Annotated in this window: 16 protein-coding genes; 10 read left to right on the top strand and 6 right to left on the bottom strand. The window is 58.1% G+C overall.

Features of this window, described 5'->3' with window-relative positions; translation table 11 throughout:
- Positions 1–203: 203 nt before the first annotated feature.
- Positions 204–644 (top strand): hypothetical protein, encoded by a 441-nt coding sequence (locus CPA59_RS13075; RefSeq protein WP_038919346.1) that lies wholly within the window; start codon positions 204–206, stop codon positions 642–644.
- A 53-nt stretch (positions 645–697) separates the two neighbouring features.
- Here CPA59_RS13075 and dauA read toward each other — a convergent pair whose 3' ends face one another.
- Both dauA and chaA read right to left on the bottom strand, forming a co-directional pair.
- The gene (gene dauA / locus CPA59_RS13070) at positions 698–2,413 is read right to left on the bottom strand and encodes a C4-dicarboxylic acid transporter DauA (protein WP_107760836.1); all 1,716 of its coding nucleotides are present in this window, start codon (positions 2,411–2,413) and stop codon (positions 698–700) included.
- A gap of 376 nt (positions 2,414–2,789) precedes the next feature.
- Complete coding sequence (chaA, locus tag CPA59_RS13065; RefSeq protein WP_038919345.1) at positions 2,790–3,890, bottom strand: sodium-potassium/proton antiporter ChaA; 1,101 nt, start codon at positions 3,888–3,890, stop codon at positions 2,790–2,792.
- 559 nt (positions 3,891–4,449) lie between these two features.
- Here chaA and CPA59_RS13060 point away from each other — a divergent pair.
- From CPA59_RS13060 to CPA59_RS13035, 6 genes are all read left to right on the top strand, one after another.
- Positions 4,450–5,127: a gamma-glutamylcyclotransferase gene (locus CPA59_RS13060; protein ID WP_038919344.1), complete on the top strand. Its 678-nt coding sequence runs from the start codon at positions 4,450–4,452 to the stop codon at positions 5,125–5,127.
- A gap of 141 nt (positions 5,128–5,268) precedes the next feature.
- Positions 5,269–6,309 carry an ABC transporter permease gene (locus CPA59_RS13055; RefSeq protein WP_049842424.1) on the top strand — a complete coding sequence of 347 codons (1,041 nt, stop codon included), beginning with the start codon at positions 5,269–5,271 and terminating at the stop codon, positions 6,307–6,309.
- 59 nt (positions 6,310–6,368) lie between these two features.
- On the top strand, positions 6,369–7,175 hold the full coding sequence (locus tag CPA59_RS13050) for an ABC transporter permease (protein WP_225622688.1): 807 nt from the start codon (positions 6,369–6,371) through the stop codon (positions 7,173–7,175).
- Positions 7,162–8,010 carry an ABC transporter ATP-binding protein gene (locus tag CPA59_RS13045; RefSeq protein WP_107759626.1) on the top strand — a complete coding sequence of 283 codons (849 nt, stop codon included), beginning with the start codon at positions 7,162–7,164 and terminating at the stop codon, positions 8,008–8,010. Before CPA59_RS13050 ends, CPA59_RS13045 begins: the two co-directional genes overlap by 14 nt.
- A complete protein-coding gene (locus tag CPA59_RS13040; protein WP_049842425.1) occupies positions 8,003–8,686 on the top strand; it encodes an ABC transporter ATP-binding protein in 684 nt (227 codons plus the stop codon). The genes CPA59_RS13045 and CPA59_RS13040 overlap by 8 nt, the downstream gene beginning before the upstream one ends.
- 93 nt (positions 8,687–8,779) lie before the next feature.
- Positions 8,780–10,381 carry an ABC transporter substrate-binding protein gene (locus CPA59_RS13035; protein ID WP_049854510.1) on the top strand — a complete coding sequence of 534 codons (1,602 nt, stop codon included), beginning with the start codon at positions 8,780–8,782 and terminating at the stop codon, positions 10,379–10,381.
- A gap of 54 nt (positions 10,382–10,435) precedes the next feature.
- On the opposite strand, the gene CPA59_RS13030 is transcribed toward CPA59_RS13035, so the two are convergent.
- Positions 10,436–11,710 carry a chloride channel protein gene (locus CPA59_RS13030; RefSeq protein ID WP_049842427.1) on the bottom strand — a complete coding sequence of 425 codons (1,275 nt, stop codon included), beginning with the start codon at positions 11,708–11,710 and terminating at the stop codon, positions 10,436–10,438.
- A gap of 101 nt (positions 11,711–11,811) precedes the next feature.
- Between CPA59_RS13030 and CPA59_RS13025 the strand changes: the two genes are divergently transcribed.
- Both CPA59_RS13025 and CPA59_RS13020 read left to right on the top strand, forming a co-directional pair.
- Positions 11,812–12,498: a metallophosphoesterase gene (locus CPA59_RS13025; protein WP_038919336.1), complete on the top strand. Its 687-nt coding sequence runs from the start codon at positions 11,812–11,814 to the stop codon at positions 12,496–12,498.
- Between the two features lie 328 nt (positions 12,499–12,826).
- On the top strand, positions 12,827–13,096 hold the full coding sequence (locus tag CPA59_RS13020; RefSeq protein WP_049854518.1) for a hypothetical protein: 270 nt from the start codon (positions 12,827–12,829) through the stop codon (positions 13,094–13,096).
- Between the two features lie 63 nt (positions 13,097–13,159).
- On the opposite strand, the gene CPA59_RS13015 is transcribed toward CPA59_RS13020, so the two are convergent.
- Complete coding sequence (locus CPA59_RS13015; protein ID WP_038919334.1) at positions 13,160–14,704, bottom strand: PAS domain-containing methyl-accepting chemotaxis protein; 1,545 nt, start codon at positions 14,702–14,704, stop codon at positions 13,160–13,162.
- Between the two features lie 896 nt (positions 14,705–15,600).
- Here CPA59_RS13015 and CPA59_RS13010 point away from each other — a divergent pair.
- Positions 15,601–16,839 (top strand): alginate lyase family protein, encoded by a 1,239-nt coding sequence (locus tag CPA59_RS13010; protein WP_107759624.1) that lies wholly within the window; start codon positions 15,601–15,603, stop codon positions 16,837–16,839.
- 93 nt (positions 16,840–16,932) lie between these two features.
- On the opposite strand, the gene CPA59_RS13005 is transcribed toward CPA59_RS13010, so the two are convergent.
- Both CPA59_RS13005 and CPA59_RS13000 read right to left on the bottom strand, forming a co-directional pair.
- Entirely contained in the window at positions 16,933–18,621 is a 1,689-nt protein-coding gene (locus CPA59_RS13005; protein WP_107759622.1) for a methyl-accepting chemotaxis protein, read from the bottom strand.
- 376 nt (positions 18,622–18,997) lie between these two features.
- Positions 18,998–20,812, bottom strand: coding sequence for a diguanylate cyclase domain-containing protein (locus CPA59_RS13000; RefSeq protein WP_038919331.1), 1,815 nt, complete (start codon positions 20,810–20,812; stop codon positions 18,998–19,000).
- Positions 20,813–20,820: the final 8 nt, after the last annotated feature.

Raw genomic sequence — 20,820 nt, 5'->3', positions numbered from 1 at the left:
TGCCGGCGCCGTCTGACGGCATGAGCGGCTACGACGCAAGCGTAGGGTGCGCTGGATCGCATTGCCAGCAGAAAAGTCCCTGCTTTTGTCTAATAGCTCTACAATTATTAGAGATACTATACCTTATTAATCCTTTTTACGTTGTAATGGTTAACGTGAAATGGCGTGATGCCAACGGTCGGTTGACGGAAAGGAGAAAAAGGATGGAAGAGGCTCATTCCGGGCCTGCGGGCTCCTCTGAAAGTGAACGGATGTGCATTGATTATACCGCGTACCTTGGCGCGCTGTGCCGCAAGCGCTGGCGCTTTATCGACGCGTTGTACGGTGTGATGCCGATTTTCGGCATGGTGACCAAGTCACCCGTGGTAGCCGGGAGCGCCGGCAAGGATAAACTGCTGGAACTGGCGATGCAGGTACTGTCCACTCAGGCCAGCGATGAAACCAATCTTTCCCGTCTGATTACACTGGCGCGCCAGCAAGGGGTAACGGAGCTGGACATCCGGCTGCCTTATGCGCTGTCCGGCGAGCAGTTGCAGGCGATAGGGCAGGCCTGCCGCGATCATGAACTGGCGCTGAGCCAGCATGCGGAGTGCCTGACGGTGCGTTCCGCCACATCGACGGCGCCGTCAGGGCTGCTCTGCTGAATATCTGAGGCGTACCGAATCGGACCCCGCATAAAGCGGGATCCGGTGAACGATCAGGAAGCCGGCTCGTCGGGAACGGGGGTGGTTTCCGCCAGCGCCTGTTCCAGCGTGGCGTAGAAACCCAGCCGGTTGGCGATCGGCGTAACGTTAGCCCGGGCCAGTGTTTTGAGCGGCTGGAACGGGATATCGGTAATGATCAGCTGTTTTTCCGGCGGCAGCAATTCCACAAAGTGGCGGAAAGCGTTAAGGCCGCCGGCATCCAGCACCGACACTGCATCCCACTGCAGAACAATCGTCGGGTAAGGCTGGGCGCGTTCCATCAGTTCATTAAACAGGCGCTCCGCCGCGGCGAAAAACAGCGGTCCGTTAATGCGCAGCACCAGCCGCTGGCCCGCGATGGTGCCTGGTAGCTCGCTCAGCCGCGTCATGCGCGCCACATTGCCCATGAACAGCAACGACGCCAACACAATCCCCACCGTAATGGCAATCACCATATCGAACAGTACGGTTAACGCCATGCACAGCACCAATACCAGAATGTCGTCCCGCGGCGCCCGGCGCAGCAGGTAGACAACTTTGTGCGCCTCGCTCATGTTCCACGCCACCAACAACAGCAGTGAGGCCATCGCCGACAGCGGCAGATAAGAGAGCCAGGGCGCCAGCACCAGCAGGGACAACAGCACCAGACCGGCGTGGATCACCGCCGCGATGGGCGAAGTCGCGCCTGCACGCACGTTGGCGGCGGAGCGGGCGATGGCGGCGGTAGCGGTAATGCCGCCGAAGAACGGCGCCACCATGTTGCCGATGCCCTGGCCGATCAATTCGCTGCTGGGATGGTGTTTGCGCCCGGTCATGCCGTCCAGCACCACCGCGCACAGCAGTGACTCAATGGCGCCGAGCATCGCCATGGAAAACGCCGCCGGCAGCAGCTCGGACAGGCTTTTCCAACTCAGCGTCATGGTGTGGCCGTCCGGCGCGGGAATGTTCCACGGCAGTAAAAACTGCGGCAGAATCGCCGGGATCCCCTGACCGTGACTGCCGTCGGCCAGCAGGTAGCTGAAACGCGAGCCGATGGTCGCCACGTCAAGGTGAAACTGCGATAACACGCCCATCACGGCGGTGCCTGCCAACAGCGCGGGGAGGTGACCCGGCAGGCGAATGCCCAGCTTCGGCCAGACGATCAGCACCAGCAGCGTCGTCGAGCCAACCAGCGTATCGCCGATGTTCAGCGTCGGTAGTGCCTGTACCAGCGCTGCCACTTTTTCGGCATAGTGCTCCGGCACCGTGGTCATGGTCAGGCCGAAAAAGTCTTTTACCTGCATGGTGGCGATGGTGATGGCGATACCGGAGGTAAACCCGAGCGTCACCGGCAAAGGAATGTATTCAATCAATCGCCCCAGCCGGCACAGGCCCATCAACAGCAAAAACACGCCGGAGAGTAGGGTGGCGACCAGCAGGCCGGAGATGCCGAACTGCTGGGATACGGGATGAAGAATAACCACAAATGCGGCGGTGGGGCCGGAGACGCTGTAGCGGGAGCCGCCGCACAGCGCGATCACCAGCCCGGCGATCGCCGACGTATAAAGTCCATACTGCGGGGGCACGCCGCTGGCGATAGCCAGCGCCATCGCCAGCGGGATAGCGATGATCCCGACGGTAATCCCGGCAATAACATCATGAGTAAAACGCGACAGCGTGTAGGTTTCTCGCCAGCAGGCTTCAATCAGCGCGCTGAACGGTCTGATACCGTTAATTCGGTGTGATTTCATGGAAAACAAGAACCAAACAATGAAAAACAGGCGGGTCGACAGCGGCCCGTCACGGCCAGGGCGTGTGCCGCCTGCGGTGGTTGCCGGAGAAGTGGAAACAAAAAGCGCAGCCGCCGCGGTAGGACACAGTCCAAAGCCGATACCATACGCCTGTTTTTTGACGCAGATCCAGCGGTAAATCAATGGAAAGGATTTTTTCGGGCAAGAAGAGAATATTGTCGTATAAATCGCTGCGTTGCCGATACGAGGCAGGAAGTTGCGGGCAGAAAAGCGTAGACCGGGAAGCGTAGAGAAAACGGCAAGATAACCGGGATGAGCTAACCGGTAATGAATAGAACGATGCCGGTATCGCTGGGCGGCGATACCGGCGGGGCGCTTACAGCATGATGGTCATCAGATAAGCGGCGAACAGCGCCAGGTGCGCGCTGCCGTTGAGGACGTTGGTGCGGCCGGTGGAAAAGGAAATATGGCACAGCACCAGCACCGACAGCATCACCACAATATGCGGCAGGTCGAGCGAAAACTGCAGGGTGCGGCCGGTGAGCGTGGCGATCAGCGTTACGGCGGGTACCGTCAGCGAAATGGTGGCCAGCACCGACCCGAAGAACAGGTTCATAGCGCGCTGTACCTGATTGCGCAATACGGCGGTGATGGCGCCCAGCCCTTCCGGCGACAGGATCAGCAGCGCCACCAGGAAACCGGTAAATTGAGCCGGCGCGTTCATCGCCTCCAGCAACCCTTCCAACTGCGGCGAGTCCATCTTGGTGACGCCAATCACCGCCACCAGATGCACCAGCAGCCAGATAGCGTGCCAGGCGGAGCTGTGTACCGACGGTTTGCCGTGGTGCGGGTTGTCATCATCGCTTTCATCTTCGTGCTCGTAGACAAACAGGCTCTGATGCGTGCGGGTCTGAATTAGCAGGAATACGCCGTACATCATGGCGGAAATCAGCGCGATGATGATGGATTGCGCCACGGAGAAATTGCCTTCCGGCAACGCGGCGGGAAACACCAGCACCAGTATCGCCAGCGGGAAGATTGCCATCAGATATTGCTTGATGCCGGCCAGATTGACGTACTGGGTGGCGAATTTGCGGCCGCCCAGCAATAGGGCGAAGCCGACCAGACCGCCGCTGACGATCATGATGATAGAATAAAGGGTGTCGCGCATCAGCGTCGGGCCGGCATCGCCGGTCGCCATCAGCGCCGAAATCAGGCTGACTTCCAGAATCACGACCGACAGACTGAGGATCAACGAGCCATAAGGTTCCCCCAGACGATGCGCCAGCACATCGGCGTGGCGCACCACGCTGAACGCGCTGGCGAGGATCCCCACCAGCGCCAGCAGGTTGATGCCGACCATAGCCGGCAGGCTGCGGGCATCGCCCCATAATGTCAGCGCCAGTAGCGCCAGCAACGGAAAAATCAGGGTGTATTCGTGGTGACGGGTTTTCACCGCGTCGGAGGATGTTGGCATGGTCGGGTCTCCTTATACCGTCTAAAGATAAGCGTTTTTTTATTGCATCCGGGCGTTGATTGACGCATTGGGCGATGCTGCGTTTTTGCCCGGATGATTTTTCCCTGCCTCTCCGACACCATCGGAGCCAAAAGTATTGTTACTTAAAACCCGGTGTAACCTGATTTAGCCGGTTTTTATGGGGTGTTTTCATTCTTTATGTTTTATCTGATTAATAGTAAAAGATTTTGTACTTTTTGTTTACTGTTTTTATCAAATGATAACGTATTTTATCTTTTTATAGGTTGTCATTTTTAAGCTAAACGACGCATAAATAAGATGGGATTGTCATTTTCTCATGAATGCGAAGGATGGGCGCGGTCTGACATCATTGCGAAACCGTTCATGAATGTCTGCCGCGCTATTGCATCGGGCGTTTAGCAAAATTCTGGTAAAGGTTAACGATATTTTGCCGTAGAAATAAGCAATACCTGCGTTGATTACAGGGTTGATGATCGGCCAGAATAGACGAGGCGATGCCGCCGCGCAGTAAGAAACGTTTTAGTGAGGGCAGTGGGTAGTGTTGACGCGTGATTTTTTGCAGAAAGCAGATTGTAAAACCTCGTTTGGCAATATTGATGAATCCTTGTTGCTGACCCCTCAGCAGCGTGCGGCGTCTCTGGCGTGTACGCTGGCATCCCGCCCTGACCAAAGCCCGGTCTGGGTGTTCGGTTACGGCTCCCTGATGTGGAATCCGGTATTCGATGCCGAAGAGGTTTGCGTGGCTACGCTCAACGGCTGGCACCGCACCTTTTGTCTGCGCCTCACCGCCGGCCGCGGCACCCATAGCCAGCCTGGCCGTATGCTGGGGCTGAAACCCGGCGGCGAAACCACCGGACTAGCCTACCGGTTGCCTGAAACTACCCTGCGCGAAGAGCTGGAACTGCTGTGGAAGCGTGAAATGCTGACCGGTTGTTACCGGCCGCTATGGTGCGAACTGCGCTGCCAAAGCGGCGAGCCGATCACCGCGCTGGTGTTTGTCACCGACCCCGAACATCCGCTGCTGGAAGCCGATACCTGCATACAGAGTATTGCGCCGCTGATTGCCTGCGCCAGCGGGCCGCTCGGCACCAACGCCCAGTATCTGTTCGCGCTGGAACAGGAACTGAAGCATTACGGCATGGCGGACGAAAGCCTGAGCGCGCTGGCGCAGCGGGTGCGGGAACTGCAGCAGGGTCCTTCCGCCGGTCAGGCGTAGCGTTAACCCTGCGCGGCGCTGGCCTGACGAGGGCGTGAACTGAGACGGAGGTTGTCTATACCAGTCCGGCGGCAGTGATGATACCATGCTGGCAACGTGTCACGACCTGGGGTTGCCTTCCCAGCAACAAGGCCTCCGTCAATGAGTCCATTTTATCAACAGATATGGGGAACTGCGGCGCGTCCCGGTAAAGTGCTGGGTAGTTTCCTTTCATTGTGCCTGACGCTGTTGGGTCTGTTGTTTTTTACCTTCCTGTTAACCCATCTGGCGCCGATCGATCAGGCTTTGCCCGTGACGGGCGAACATGCCAGCGACGCCACTTACAGCCAGGTGCGTCAGCAACTGGGGCTGGACCAGCCGATGTGGCTGCAATTCTGGCACTATCTCTCCGCGCTATTGCAAGGCGATTTCGGCGTATCACGCACCACCGCGCAGCCGGTGCTGCAGGATTTGCTGCGTACCTTTCCGGCGACCTTTGAACTGGCGACCTGCGCGATTGTGATTGGGTTTGGCGGCGGCGTCACGCTGGCGCTGCTGTCGGCGTTGAAGCCCGGCGGGGTGCTGGATTATCTGGTGCGCGGCGTTACGCTGCTGGGCTATTCGGTACCGGTGTTCTGGATCGGTCTGCTGAGTCTGTTGCTGTTTTATGCCGTGCTGCACTGGTCCGCGGGGCCGGGGCGCTTCGATGATATCTATCAGTACTCGGCGGAATTGCCGACCGGGTTTGTACTGCTGGGCGGCTGGAACAGCGATCTGGCGATGTTTCGCAACGCGCTGGCGCATTTGTGGCTGCCTGCCTGCGTGCTGGGCTTTGTGTCGATGGCCAGCATCGCCCGCATGTTGCGCACCGCTATTTTGGAAGAGTGCGGCAAAGAGTACGTGACGCTGGCCCGCGCGATGGGCGCCAGCCCGCTGCGCATCCTGTTTTTTCATATCCTGCCGAATATTCAGACGGTGATGGTAACGGTGCTGATGCTGTCTTACGCCAGCCTGCTGGAAGGCGCGATCCTGGTGGAAACCGTATTCTCCTGGCCGGGCGTGGGGCGCTATCTGACCACCGCGCTGTTTGCCGCCGATATCCCGGCGGTGCTGGGGGCGACGCTGCTGATTGGCGTCTGTTTCATCCTGCTCAACGCGCTGGCGGATGCATTGATCTTTTTGCTGGACCCCCGAACACGATGAGGCGGCGACATGCATTCTATACCGACCGCCAGTCGCGCCGGCCAACGCGCCGCACGTCGATGCTGAACAGCCTCAATGTCTGCATTGTGATGTTGAGCCTGCTGACGCTGCTCGCGCTGTTCGCTCCCTGGCTGGCGCCGTTCGACCCCTATAGTCAAAATGTGATGCATCGCCTGCAGCCGCCCGGCCCGGACCACTGGCTGGGGACCGACGGCTTCGGCCGCGACCTGCTCTCAAGGGTGATTTATGGCACTCGCCCGGCGCTGATAATGGTGGCGCTGATTCTGGTGATCACCATTCCCATCGGGCTGCTGATCGGGGTAGGCGCCGGTTATCTCGGCGGCTGGGTCGATCGGCTGCTGATGCGGCTGACCGACATCATGCTGGCATTACCCGGGCTGGTGATTGCGCTGGCGCTGGTGGCGGTGTTGGGCACAGGGCTGCTGCACGGCGCACTGGCGTTGGCGTTGACCGCCTGGCCGCAGTTTGCCCGTCAGGCGCGGGCTGAAACCATGTCGCTACGCAACAGCGAGTTTCTGGCTGCCGCCCGTATGCAGGGTATCGACGGATGGCGGCTGATGTACGGCCATGTGCTGCCGTTGTGCCTGCCCGGCGCGCTGACGCGGGCGGCCATGACGCCGGGCAACATGATTCTGGCGGCGGCCGGGCTCGGGTTTCTCGGCGTGGGCGCGCCGCCGCCGATGGCGGAGTGGGGCGCAATGGTGGCGGAAGGCAGCAGCGTGATGCTTGAGCAGTGGTGGGTCGCCACCATGCCGGGGCTGGCTATTTTCCTCACCAGCCTGACTTTTAATATGCTCGGCAACGCATTGCGCGACAGACTGGATCCCCGTTATGACAAACGCTGAATCCTGGCTGCTTGAGGTCGAAAATCTGTCGATTCGGCGCCATAACGGCGACTCGCAAACGCTGGTGCAACCGCTGTCATTCAGCATGCGGCGCGAACGGGTGGCGCTGGTGGGGGAGTCCGGCGCGGGCAAATCGCTGCTGGCCTGGGCGCTGATGGGGTTGCTGCCGCCCGAATGTCGAATGCAGGCAGAGCGGCTTGAACTGGCCGGGCAGGACTTGCTGAAGCTCAGCCCGCGGCAATGGCGGCAGTGGCGCGGTCGGCGCATGGCGATGGTGATGCAGGGGCCGAAACACGCGCTCAACCCGATGCGCACCATCGGCTGGCAAATGGCGGAGCCGCTGCGGCTGCACACAAGCCTGTCGCGTTCTGAACGGCGCGACCGGGTGCTGGAAAGCCTTAATGCGGTCGGTCTGGCGGAACCCAGCGGGGTACTGACGTGCTATCCCCACCAGATTTCCGGCGGCATGGCGCAGCGGGTCATGCTGGCGATGGCGATGATCACCCAGCCGGATCTATTGATTATCGATGAACGTACTTTTGCTCTGGACCGGGAAACCCGCGTGCAGGTGCTGTCGTTGCTCGATCACCTGCTGGCCGAACATCACATGGGCCTTTTATTGATTAGCCATGATTTGCCGCTGGTAGTGCATCATTGCGCCCGGATACTGGTGATGCGTCAGGGGAAACTGGTGGATGAACTGGCCGCCTCGCGCTTGCCGGATGCGACGCATCCTTACACCCGAACGTTGTGGCAAGCCCGACCGGGCAAGCATACCCACGGGCAGACGCTGCCGACAGCAGAGGACGAGCCGGAGGAGCCGCGTGATGCATGAGCCTATGGCGGTGATGCTGCAGCAGGTCAGCGTGGCCCACTGGCAGGGTTACCAGCGCCATGAGGTGGTGCATGATGCCAGTTTCAACGTGGCGCAAGGGGCGTGTTTTGGGCTGGCAGGGCCGTCCGGCAGCGGGAAATCCTCGTTATTATGGACGCTGGCGGGGCTTAACCCTCACTGGTCTGGCAGCATGACGCTGCTCGATCAGTCGGTACACCCCGGCCGATCGTTCGATGCGGTTCTGCGGCGTCAGGTACAGATGGTGTTTCAGGACCCTTACGCGTCGTTGCACCCGCGACACAGTCTGCGTAAAACCCTGAGCGACCCTTTGCGGTTGATGGGCGTGACGGATATCGATGCGCGGCTCGCGCAGGGCGCCGATCAGGTCGGCCTATCGTGCCGCTTACTGGATAACTATCCCCATCAACTGTCCGGCGGGCAACGTCAGCAAATGGCGTTGTTGCGTGCGCTGTTGCTGCGTCCGCAACTGCTGTTGCTGGACGAAGCGACGTCGGCCTTGGACACGGTCGGGCAGGCGCGTATTCTCAATCTGCTCAATCGCTGGCGGGAGACGGAGGAGATGACCATTATTATGGTCAGCCATGACTGCAATGTGATGGAGCATATGTGTGACCGCATGGTGTGGATACAGGAAGGGCGGCTGCATCCCCGCTGAATGGAATTTTTACGCGTTGCCGTCTGGCGGCGCAGACGAATTTCTAGTAAACAGATCCTCGCGCTGATGCAGTGATACCGAGGAATAAAAACGATGAAGGCATGGTTTGCCATTCTGCTGACGCTGACCCTGATGGCCAGCCCGCCGGTGAAGGCATTGACGCCGGATAATACGCTGGTGGTGGCTATCTCTCTGAATGGCATCATCAGTTTTGATCCGGCGGAAAGTTTCGAAACCGTCAGCAACAGCTGTCTTGCCTCGCTTTACCAGGGGCTGGTGGCGAGCGATCGTAATCAACCCACCCAACTGAACCCCGATCTGGCGCTTGCCTGGCGCGAAGGCCACGACGGGCGCAGCCTGATTTTTACCCTTGACCCCAACGCCGTATTCGCCTCCGGTAATCCGGTACTGGCCGATGACGTCATCTATTCGCTGACCCGGGCGGTAAAACTCAATAAAACCCCGGTGTTCATTCTGAATGAACTGGGGTGGATGTCGGCGAATATTGACGGGCAGTTCCGGAAAATCGACGATCATCAGCTGGAGATCCGCTGGACCAGCGATATCGGCAGCGAACTGGTATTACGCCTGTTATCGGCCAGCGTGGCGTTGATTGTCGACAGCAAGCTGGTAGAGAAACACAGCGACAGCGGTGATTTTGGCAATCAGTGGCTGAGAAGCCGCTCGGCGGGCAGCGGCAGCTATCAGATTCGCCATTATCTGCCGCAGCAGGCATTGTTGCTGGAGAGTAACCCGTATGCGCGCCGCCAGCCCGCGCTGGCGCAGGTGATTCTGAAAGACGTGGCGGACCCGAGCGTGCGCCGTTTGTTGCTGCTGCAGGGCGACGTCGACGTCGCCTTCGATCTGGGCGCGGACCAATTCAGCGCGCTGGAAAATCAGCCGGGCATCAATGTGAATCTGGCGTCGGGGGCGAAAATTTACTATCTGGGTTTCAACACCCGCAGTAGCACGGCGCCGTTTCTGGGGCAGCCCGCTTTCTGGCAGGCGGCGCGCTGGCTGGTCGACTATCAGGGCATCGCCAATCGCTTGCTGAAAAGGCAATTCCGGGTGCATCAGAATTTCCTGCCGCTGGGATTTGACGGCGCGGCAATGGAGAAACCGTTCCGGCTCGATGTGGATAAGGCCCGGAGCATATTGCACGACGGCGGGATCGCGCCGGGCAGCCGGTTTACGCTGCTGGTAGCCAACCAGCCGCCCTATGTCGAGGTGGCGCAGGCGTTGCAGGACAGTTTCGCCCGCGCCGATATCTATATCGACGTGCAGACGGTGGTGGAGAGCGAACTCTGGACGCGCATGCGCCGCGGGCGTTTTCAGGCGGTATTCACCTACTGGGGGCCGGACTATATTGACTCCAGCAGCAATGCCAGCGCGTTCGCCCTCAACCAGCCGGATACACCAGGTACGCTGGCGGCCCGTTTGGGCTGGGTAATTCCGGAGTTGAGCCGGTTGACCAACGCTGCCGCCGCCCAGCGCGATCCACAAACGCGACGCGACATCTACCTGCAATTGCAGCAGGCGGTCAGGGAAAACTCGCCGTTCGTGGTGATGCTGCAGGGCAACCGGCTGGTGGCGGTGCGCAATACGATATTGAATGTCCGGCAGAGCATCGCCAATTCGATGCTCTATTTTGATGAGATTATCAAGGTGAAGGCTGAGACGCCCGCATCGCCGTGAGGCGCGCCCAACCTGCCGCCGGCTTGATGGGAAACGAGCAGCGAATGAGGGCCGTCAGGACGGCGACGTCACTTTTTCAATCAGCATGTTGGTGCTGACCGCACCGGCGATACACAGCGCCATCGGTACGAAGAAGTCGTTGTTGATACGGGTAAATTCCATGATCAACACCAGACTGGTGACCGGCATTCTCATCGAGGTCGCCAGAAACGCCGCCGCGCCAATCACCGCGTAGGCGCCCGGCTGGTTGTGCGGGAAGAACCACGACCAGACGCCGCCCAACGCCACCGCCAGCAGCGCGCCGTTGGCCAGACCGGGCGTCAGCAGGCCGCCCTGCGCGCCGGCGCGCAAACTGCTCCATTGCACCAGTACCTTACAGCCCAACAGCAGCAATGCCAGCAGTATCGGCAACTGGCTGGTGAAGCTCAGTTCCGCCGGGCCTTTGCCGTTGCCCGCCAGTTGCGGCAGGATGATCACCAGCAATCCCAGCAGGGTGAAGTTGAGCAGGTTGGTGATGATAAGGCGGGCGTTCCGCGGCGAATGTTGCCGGGCGTGACGGGTGAGGCGAACAAACAGCCAGGCGGCCACCCCGAATACCGGCCCGGTGAGCAACGCCCAGACGGTTAAATCGCCGGACACGCTGAGCGGCAGATTGAGGTGGTACTGATACTCGTCGCCCAGACCGACGCGCGCCACCAGCGCCGCCAGCGAGCAGGTCAGCAGCGCCGCCAGGCTGGTTTTTACCTGAACGCGCGCCAGCAATACTTCGACCACAAACAGCGCGCCGCCCAGCGGCACGTTATACACCGCCGCCAGGCCGCCGCCGGCGCCGCAGGCGATCAGCAAACGGGTATCATCCGGGGTCATGCGCAGCGCACGGCTGAGATGATTGGCGGCCAGCGCTCCCAGTTCCCGCGGCGCCACTTCCCGCCCCAGCGGCGAACCCAGTGCCACGGTAACAATCTGCAGCAACGCGTGAATGAGGGTTTCTTTTACCGGCATATCGTTTACCGGCATATCCGGTTTTTCCGCCTGCAATGCCGAGGCGATGCTCACCAGCCGACGGCCGTAGCGGTATAGCGCATACCAGCCCAGACCGGCCACCACGCCGCCGATCAGCAAAGCCATAAAGCGCCGGGCGGGCTCCGCCGCCGAAACGCCCTGTAAAAAACTTTCTTCGCTGATGATATGGTCCAGACTGTAACCATAGGCCAGATGCTGAATGGCATGAAGCAGCAGCGCCAGCAGCATGCCGCCGAGGCCGGCCAGCACGCCGGTTAACGTTAGCGCGATGACAAAACGAATACGCAGGGAAATAGTCTCGGACATACAGGCTCACATCAGGTCTGGAAAACAGCATTGCCGCATTATACTGACTGTACCTCAACAGCGGGTCACAGTGCAGCACTGCGGCGACGGAGGGCGGCATCATGACGAGCGAACGACAACCGTCGGCCTATCAACGCATTACCGGCGCCGACTGGCGTCATATCTTTGTGGTGGGCGATGTACACGGTTGTTACCGGCAACTGATGACGACGCTGGAGCAGGCCGGGTTTGATACCGGGCGCGACCTGCTGGTGTCGGTGGGGGACCTGATCGACCGCGGGTCGCAGAGTCTCGCCTGTCTTGATCTGTTGCAGCAGCGCTGGTTTCGCGCGGTGCGCGGCAATCACGAGCAGATGGCGCTGGACGCGCTGGACGATACCGCACGGATTCCGCTGTGGCGAGCCAACGGCGGCGACTGGTTTTTCCGGCTGGATGACGAGCGTCAGACGCTGGCCCGCCGGCTGCTGGCGCTGGCGGCGCAGTTACCGTATGTCATCGAGGTTGAGACCGCCGGCCGGCGCACGGTGGTGGCGCATGCGGATTACCCGGCGGAATGCTATCAATTTGACCAGCCGCTGCCCTGGATACAGGTGTTATGGAACCGGCAGCGGATCAGCCAGGCGCTGGCCGGCGTCGGCGGGCCGATTAGCGGCGCGGACCTTTTCCTGTTCGGGCATACGCCGTTACGACAGGTGCTGACATGCTGGAATCTGCAGTATATCGATACCGGCGCCGTATTCGGCGGTGAACTGACGTTACGCTGTATTCAGAGCGGCGCTAGCGAATAAGCGCGCAGCGTAAAGACGGACGAAGAATGAAAAACAGGCGTCAGGGAAAATAAACCAACAGGGCTATTTATCCCCGGCTGATTAAATAAAGCGGTCTATTATTAATACTTCGGATTTTCAATTCGAATCGATGCGTGAGCAATAAATAAGAACCGTTGTATACCCGCCATACGTCAGATTGCAGGCGCCCTGACGCGCCCGCTCCAGACAGACTTTGCGCTGAAGGGCCAGCGCGGCGTGTTGTCCTGCAACCCGAATTATTGGGGGTATCTGCATTTTCCCAGGCGAGGATAGGGTCGTGAAAAAATATCTTTTCCAATTATTCTGCATGTCATGTTTTTTATTCGCCGCCACGGCGGACGCGAAAAATACCCGTTTGAGCGATAATCAGATCAGACAAATTATTATTGAAGAGTCGATTGCCGATTATTCGGGGAGTTGCGCCTGCCCGTACAGCTCGGCCAGAAACGGCAGCCGTTGCGGCGGACGCAGCGCCTGGAGCCGCAAAGGGGGCGCGGCGCCACTCTGTTATAAAGAAGAGGTCACGAAAGAGAGGGTGGCGCGCTGGCGCGCAGAAAACGGCGAACGCGCGCAGTAACGCATGACAACGCCAATGGTACGCGCCCTGAGGTCATCATCAGGGCGCGTTGCCGGGAACGGTTTATCGGAATACGTGCAATGCCTGTTCCAGCCGGTGTGCCTGTAGATTGAGTTGGTCTGATGCCTGCGCGCAGGCATTCACCCGCGAGGCGTTTTGTTGGGTAATCTGTTCCAGTTCCTCCACCGCCCGGCCGATTTCAGACAGCCCGACCGTTTGCTCTTTGGTTGAATCGGCAATGTGCGAAATCAACTGGCTGACGCTGTTTACTCTTGCCACGATGTTCTGTGTGCTGTCGCCGGCGTCCCTGACATGGGTAGAACCGTAACGAACCTGCGCGACGCTGGATTCGATCAGCTGTTTAATCTCATTGGCGGCGCTGGCGCTGCGTTGCGCCAGATTACGCACTTCACCGGCCACGACGGCAAACCCTTTGCCTTGCTCGCCGGCGCGGGCCGCTTCCACCGCCGCGTTCAGGGCCAGGATGTTGGTCTGAAACGCGATGTTATCAATGATGGAGGTGATACCGGCGATTTTCTCCGAACTGGCGACAATGCTGTCCATGGTCTTTTCCATTTCGCCGATCACCCGACCGCCGCTGATAGCCGCATCGCAGGCGGTTGCGGCCTGCTGACTGGCTTCGCTGGTGGTAGTGGTATTGGTCTGCACGGTAGTGTTGATCTCGTTCATGGCGGCGGCGGTCTGCTGCACGTTAGCGGCGGTGCGTTCGGCATGGCTGTTCATCTCTTCGCTGCCGCTGGCCAGTTCGTCGCTGGCGGAGCGAATATTCAACACCTGCGTGCTGATGTCGTCCACCAGCCAGCGGAACATCAGCCCCAGTTGCCCGATGGCGCGTTGAATCGTACCGATCTCATCGGCGCGGTTTTCATAATCAATGGTGTTGGCGTTGCCGGTAGCGATATTCAGCGCCTGCTGCTTAACCATTTCGATCGGTTTGATCAACTGCCATTCAAGTAAGGCATCCAGCAGCAGCATCATGCCCGTCATAAACGAGCTGGAAATATAAAAGTCAGAGTCAAACTCGCCATGAATCATCCAGAAAGCGACGTAACTGATCAGCGCCGTCAGCATGATCAACCCGCGTAGCCGCCAGCGCATGGAGATCAGCTTCAGGCGCGAAAACAGCCCTGTCAGGCCGGTGCGAAACAGTACCCCTCGGTGCAGCTTCAGGTTGTTACCTTCGGTGCGCATCGTCTGATACAGCTTTTCCGCCGCGTCCACCTCCTGACGAGAAGGTTGGGTGCGTACGGACATATAACCGGTCGTACGACCCTGACGCACAATCGGCACTGCATTGGCCCGCACCCAGTAGTGATCGCCATTTTTGCGCCGGTTCTTGACTAACGCGGTCCAGGGCTCCTGATGTTTCAGTGTTTGCCACATGTCCCGGAAAGCCTCGACCGGCATATCCGGATGGCGTACAAAATTATGCGGCTGACCATCGATTTCGTCGGGTTCGAAGCCACTCACCTGAATAAAGGCATCGTTAGCATAAACAATATGGCTGTTCACGTCGGTGACCGACATGAGTGTGGCATCCTTATCGAAAACGTATTCCCGCTGTGTGACTGGCTGATTGTTGCGCATTTCAGGTCCTCTTGAGGATTATTTTTAATCTGGACTTCAAGGTGTGTCGCATTGAAAAGGCATATATCCGTCATACTTCATGTTGCAGGCGCGTTGGCTTTATTACTCAACTTCTCCACGGGACTCGCCGCGGCAAACCACGTTCAGCCTTCCTGCAACTCGCATTATTTGGGGCATAACAATTTATTGGCTGATAACTATTTTCTCGACAAAGACGTGAATGAAAGGTAAAGCGTGTTTTTAATGAAAACCGTTTTTATTTACATGGCGGCCAACTCCCTGTTTGTAAAAATGATCATGCAGAACAATGAATTGTGTTTTTTCCCTTCGCGCACCGGTAGGTCCCCGCCAAAAGGCCGGCGATATATACCTACTATCCCGCGGTGAAAAGTCGGCGGTCGCGTCAGTTAACGCTTTTGCAACTTAATGATAACGGAGATATACGGGCTATCTGATCCGATATCATTTTAAATTTAGCATTTGTCCGGAGAATTTCATTTTCCGCAGAAAATAATCATGCGCTATCGCATGTGGCGATGAAAATAAAACGAGGTAACGGCTATCGGTGGAGTTTTTGATAGCAAAGAAAGGCAAAACGGAATCATGTTGCTCTGGTCTATGGCTTATTTAAGGCGGCCAATAAGCGCTGGCAGCTGTGGCGCAATGGTATGCCCCCACTGCGTCGTCATGAATTATTAAAGGATATCGCACCAGAATATGCTCTATGATGGCTGGCCGCGCCTGACTGCAAGGTGATGCGAGCGTGCCGTCAAGCCAATCGTCGACGCGCGCCGTGCGCCGCTGGTCTATGGGCGGCTGTTGCGCCGCAGAGCGGGCTAGTCGGGCGGCTTACCCGGCGCAGACTCTATTACTCAGCAAATCAGAAGGATCTCACCATGCTGTTTATCTCCATACGTGTTTTATGGCGTTCACTGTATCGCCGGGGGGATCGGATAAACCGGTCTCTCCGTTGTCTGCTGACGTTGTCGCTGCTGGTCTCGGCCGTTGCGCCGGCACAGGCGGCGACCGGCTTCGTTCACCCCGGTCTGCTGCATACCCAGGCGGACTTCGAGCGTATAAAAACCCAACTGGCGAATGACGCCGAACCCTGGAAAAGCGGCTGGAACAAGCTTATCAGCAATAACCATGCATCGCTGAACTGGAAAGCCAATCCGGTTGAAATTGTCTACCGTGGGGCTAATAGCGAAGGCGCGGAGAATTATGGGCGGTTGTATAACGACGCCGCTGCGGCCTACGCGCTGGCGCTGCGCTGGAAGCTGAGCGGCAATGTCGCCTATGCCGACAAGGCGGTGGAAATCCTTAATGCCTGGTCGTCCACGTTGAAAGATATTCGCGGCACCAGCGACCGCTATCTGGCCGCCGGAATTTACGGCTATGAACTGGCCAATGCGGCTGAACTGGTGCGTGATTACCGCGGCTGGAAACAGGCTGATTTCAACCGGTTCAGTACCATGATGCTGAAAGTGTTCTATCCGCTCTGCCATGATTTTCTGGTCCGCCATAACAACGCCCGCATCGATCACTACTGGTCGAACTGGGATCTGGCGCAGTTGAACACCATTCTGGCTATCGGGGTACTGACCGACAACCGCGATATCTACAACGAAGCCATCGGTTATTTCAAAACCGGCAGCGGCAACGGCGCCATCAACAATCTGGTCTGGAAGCTGTATCCGGAGGCCAATGTGGGGCAGATGCAGGAGAGCGGTCGCGATCAGGGGCACGCCACGCTGGCGGTGGGGTTGGTCGGTTCGCTGGCGCAAATGGCCTGGAGTCAGGGGGATGACCTGTTCGGTTACGCCGACAATCGTATTTTGAAAGGCGCGGAATACGTGGCGGCTTACAACCTCGGCAAAGACGTGCCCTATACGACTTACAGCAATAGCGACGGCATCGTGCAGACGGTAATTTCTCCCACCGGGCGCGGTACTCTGCGCCCGACCTGGGAAATGCTTTACAACCACTATGTGGTGCTGAAAAAACTGAATGCGCCGAATATCAAGGCGTTCGCTGAAAAAGTACGGGTGGAAGGCGGCGGCGGTGATTACGGCCCGAATAGCGGCGGATTTGATCACCTTGGCTACGGCACCCTGATGTATACGCTGGTGCAATAACCGTCAGCGTGTATGGCGTGAGAATACGGCCCGTGTACCAGATAGCCGGTACGCGGGCCGTTTTGCTATGTCGCGTTTGTCGGCGGCCGCGGGTTAGAACGTTTCCCAGTGGCTGGCGGTATTGTAGGCGCCGGCGGCCGCCACGCTGCGGCTGGCGGGCAACTGCGGCGGCGCTAACGGCGTGATGGCGGCCGATGCGGTTCTGGCGGCGGCGGGCGATGCGGCGGTATGGAGCCGGAACAGCGACACCGCGCGGTTGAGATGGTCGCTTTGCTCTTCCAGCGACGTCGCCGCATTGGCGGACTGTTCCACCAGCACCGCGTTCTGCTGTGTCACGCGATCCATCTCGCTGACGGCCTGACTGACCTGATCGATGCCGCGGCTTTGTTCTTCCGACGCGGAGGAGATTTCGCCCATGATGTCGGTGACGCGCGTAACGGCTTTCACCAAATCGCCCATGGTTTCCCCGGCGGAGCCGACCAGGACCGACCCTTCGCGCACCCGGCTGACCGAATCCTCGATCAGTCCCTTGATTTCGCGCGCGGCGTCGGCGCTGCGCTGGGCCAGACTCCGCACCTCGCCGGCCACCACCGCAAAGCCGCGGCCCTGTTCGCCGGCGCGCGCCGCTTCCACCGCGGCGTTCAGCGCCAGAATATTGGTCTGAAAGGCGATGCTGTCGATAAGCCCGGTAATGTCGCTGATTTTCTGCGAACTGCCGCTGATTTGTCCCATCGTGCTGACTACGTCATCGACCACCTGCAGCCCTTTGTGGGCGGTATCCGACGCGTCGCGCGCCAGCTGGGATGCGTGACGGGCGTTGTCGGCGTTCTGTTTTACGGTGGCGGTCAGCTGTTCCATGCTGGCGGCGGTTTGCACCAGCGAGGCGGACTGTTGCTCGGTACGGGAGGACAGATCGCTGTTGCCGCCGGCGATTTCGCTGGCGCTGCGATAAATTTCATGCGCGCTCACCCGCACTTTATCCACGGTATCGGTCAGCGAGTGCTGCATGTGACGAACGCTGTCCGCCAACTGACCGATTTCGTTTTTCGCCTGAATCTGCAGCGACTGCGTCAGGTCGCCCGTGGAAATATGGTGCAAATGGGTAATGACCCGATTTAACGGTTGCAACAGAACCCGACGAATATATACCCAGGCGCTGGTGGTAGCGAAAAACAGGATCAACACGCACACGGCAATGACGATAATACTGTAATGGTAATTTTGACCGCTGTCGCTGACCGCGCTGTCATTCAGCGCGTCGTTCTGGCGGAAATACGCATCAAAGGATTGCTGAAATGCGTCCTGCATTTTCTGGGTCGGCAGGGCCTGAATCGTTTTGACATCCTGTGTTTTGATCAGATCGACAATGCGTTGCAGCACGCTGCGTAATGCCTGGTAATTCTCGTTAATATTTTTTGCCAGCGCGGCGTCCTGTACCGGCAGGGGCAGAATCTGGCTGTAAGCGGCGAAATGTTTATCCGCTTCTGCCAGCGACTGGTTGGCGACATCGATCAGATCGGCGGACTTCCCGGCGCTGGGAATATTGTTGGTTTCCATGATCATCCGAGCGATGGCGCGGTTCATGGTATTGCGCGTCTGGATCAGCGCAATCCAGGAGGCGTTCAGTTCCCCGCTTTGCTTGCGTAGCGTTTGCGCGACGACAAAGTTATTCCTGTCACTTTTCATGGCGCCGAAGAAAAAACCGTAACTGACCAGCTGCAGCAGACTTAAGGCCAGCAGTAATGAAAATAGCCCGGTGACAATTTTTATATTCCTGAACATGGCTCGCTCTCGATAAATGAATAATGACGTCGGTAAAAAAGCCATCGGCAATAAAAAGTGAGAACTTTAAAAAAAACGTGATTTTCATCACAGGAAATACTTATATACCCAAAATAATTCGAGTTGCAGGAAGGCGGCAAGTGAGTGAATCCCCAGGAGCTTACACAAGTAAGTGACTGGGGTGAGCAAACGCAGCCAACACACCTGCAACTTGAAGTATGAAGGGTATAGGATAATGGTCAGGCGGATTAACGCGTTGAGGAGAAATAAACGGAATGATTCACCGGAAGTAATTCTTTTTATAGTTTTTCATTATTCTCATTCCGGCAAATCGGCTTACTGTTTATGGCAAATTAAAAGTCATTATCCGGTCGAATCAGGATGGGGAAACGTGGCGACGTTTGGCTTGGTACATGGCGGTGTCCGCCTGACGAATCAGCTCGTTGGCGTTAAGCGGCGCCCCCTGAGGCAAAATCGCGCGCCCCACGCTGGCCGATAGCGTGATGGTCTGCTGGCGAATGGTGATCGGTTTTTCAATCTTCGCTTTCAGTTTTTGGGTGATGGCGCGGATTTCGGTGGCCAGATTGCGCTGCTCATGAATCACCATCAGGAATTCGTCGCCCGCCAGACGACCGATAAAGTCGTAGGAACGGGTATTCTGACGCAGTAGGCGGGCGAAGGTTTTGATGACCCGATCGCCAAAATCGTGGCCGAAGCAGTCGTTATAGTATTTGAAGTTGTTGATATCAAAAAACAGCAGCGCCAGCGCGCCGCGCCGCTTTTTCCCCGCCTGCCGGTTCAGGTAGCTGATGACCGCCCGCCGATTGGGCAGGCCGGTCAGGTGATCGTGATTGGCTTCGAACGCCAGCTGGTCGCGCAATACCGTAAGGTGGGTGATGTCGGTGGAGAGAATGTAGGTGCCGAGCTCCGGCGATTCGGCGGGCACCAGTTCGGTGTGAAACGTGGTGAGTTGCCCATCAGGCATATCCAGCACATGTTCAAATGATAGAGAAAGCTGTTTTTGCCGCGACTCTTCCAGTTTAGGCAGAAACAGTGCCAGTTCCTGGGGGCGGAAGATCTCGCCGATATCACGTTGGTACAAGGTGTCATGCTCATGACCCATTAGTTTGCGCAGGTGGCGATTGGCGAAAACCAGTACGTTGTTCGGGTTAATGCAGGAGATCATCGCCGGAATATGATCGGTGATGTCCTGAATAAACTGGTGACTCTGGCGCAGTTCGGCGGTGCGTTGTTCCACCCGGTGCTCCAGTTCCAGACTCAGGCTGCGCAACGCCTGTTCGGACGCTTTCTGATCGCTAAGATCGGTCAGCGCCAGCAACAGGCCGAATTTTCCGCCATCCGGATTGTAGAGCACCGAAATGGAGACCTGCGCCCACAATTCGCTGCCGTCGGCGCGGATATAGCGGCGTTGCTGGGTGCTCTCCAGCAGATTACTGCCCATCAGCAGATCATGATCGCTGATGAGTTGGGGCATGTCGTCCGGGTGCACCACTTTATCCACCGGCAGCGTCAGCAGCGTTTCCTCGTCGTAGCCAAGCATATCGCAGAACGCGTGATTGAATTTTAGCGGCCGTTTGTCCGGGGCTATCAGCGCCAGGCCGATGGCGGCGCGGGAGAAAATCTGCTGACTGACGTAATCCGACTGATACAGCCTTTCCCGGGCGATCGCTTCGCGCGCCTGCATCTCCACCTTATGCAACACGGTTTCTACGATAAACGCCAAATCGCTGAGTTGCTGCATTTCTTCATCGCTGAAGGTGCGCGGCTGATGGTGATACAGGCACAGCGCGCCGAGCGGGGTGCCGAGCGAGGAACGCAGCGGGTAGCCGGCGTGAAAACGAATCGGGTCATTGCCAGTGACCATCGGATTAGCCGCGAAGCGCTCGTCCAACAGGGTATCGGGGATGACCAGCGGCGCATTGGCGCTCACCGTATGCACGCAGAAGGAAAACTCGATGTCCGGTTCCTGACGGGGAAAATTGGCCTTCGACAGAAACCATTGCCGCTCGTTGTTCACCAGTGAGATCACCACGCTCTTTACCTGAAAAAAGGTGCGGGTGATACGCGTCAGACGAGGGAGCTCTTCGGCGGGCTGCGTGTCAAAGATATTCAGCATACGCGCGAGGATATCTTGCTGTTCTTCGCTACAACGATGGCCTGGGGAAGTCATGACGAAAC

It is taken from the genome of Dickeya sp. Secpp 1600 (genome assembly GCF_003049805.1).
Taxonomy (GTDB): Bacteria; Pseudomonadota; Gammaproteobacteria; order Enterobacterales; family Enterobacteriaceae; genus Dickeya; species Dickeya fangzhongdai.
The sequence above is the reverse complement of the archived record's forward strand: the minus strand, read 5'-3'. Positions and strand labels throughout refer to the sequence as shown.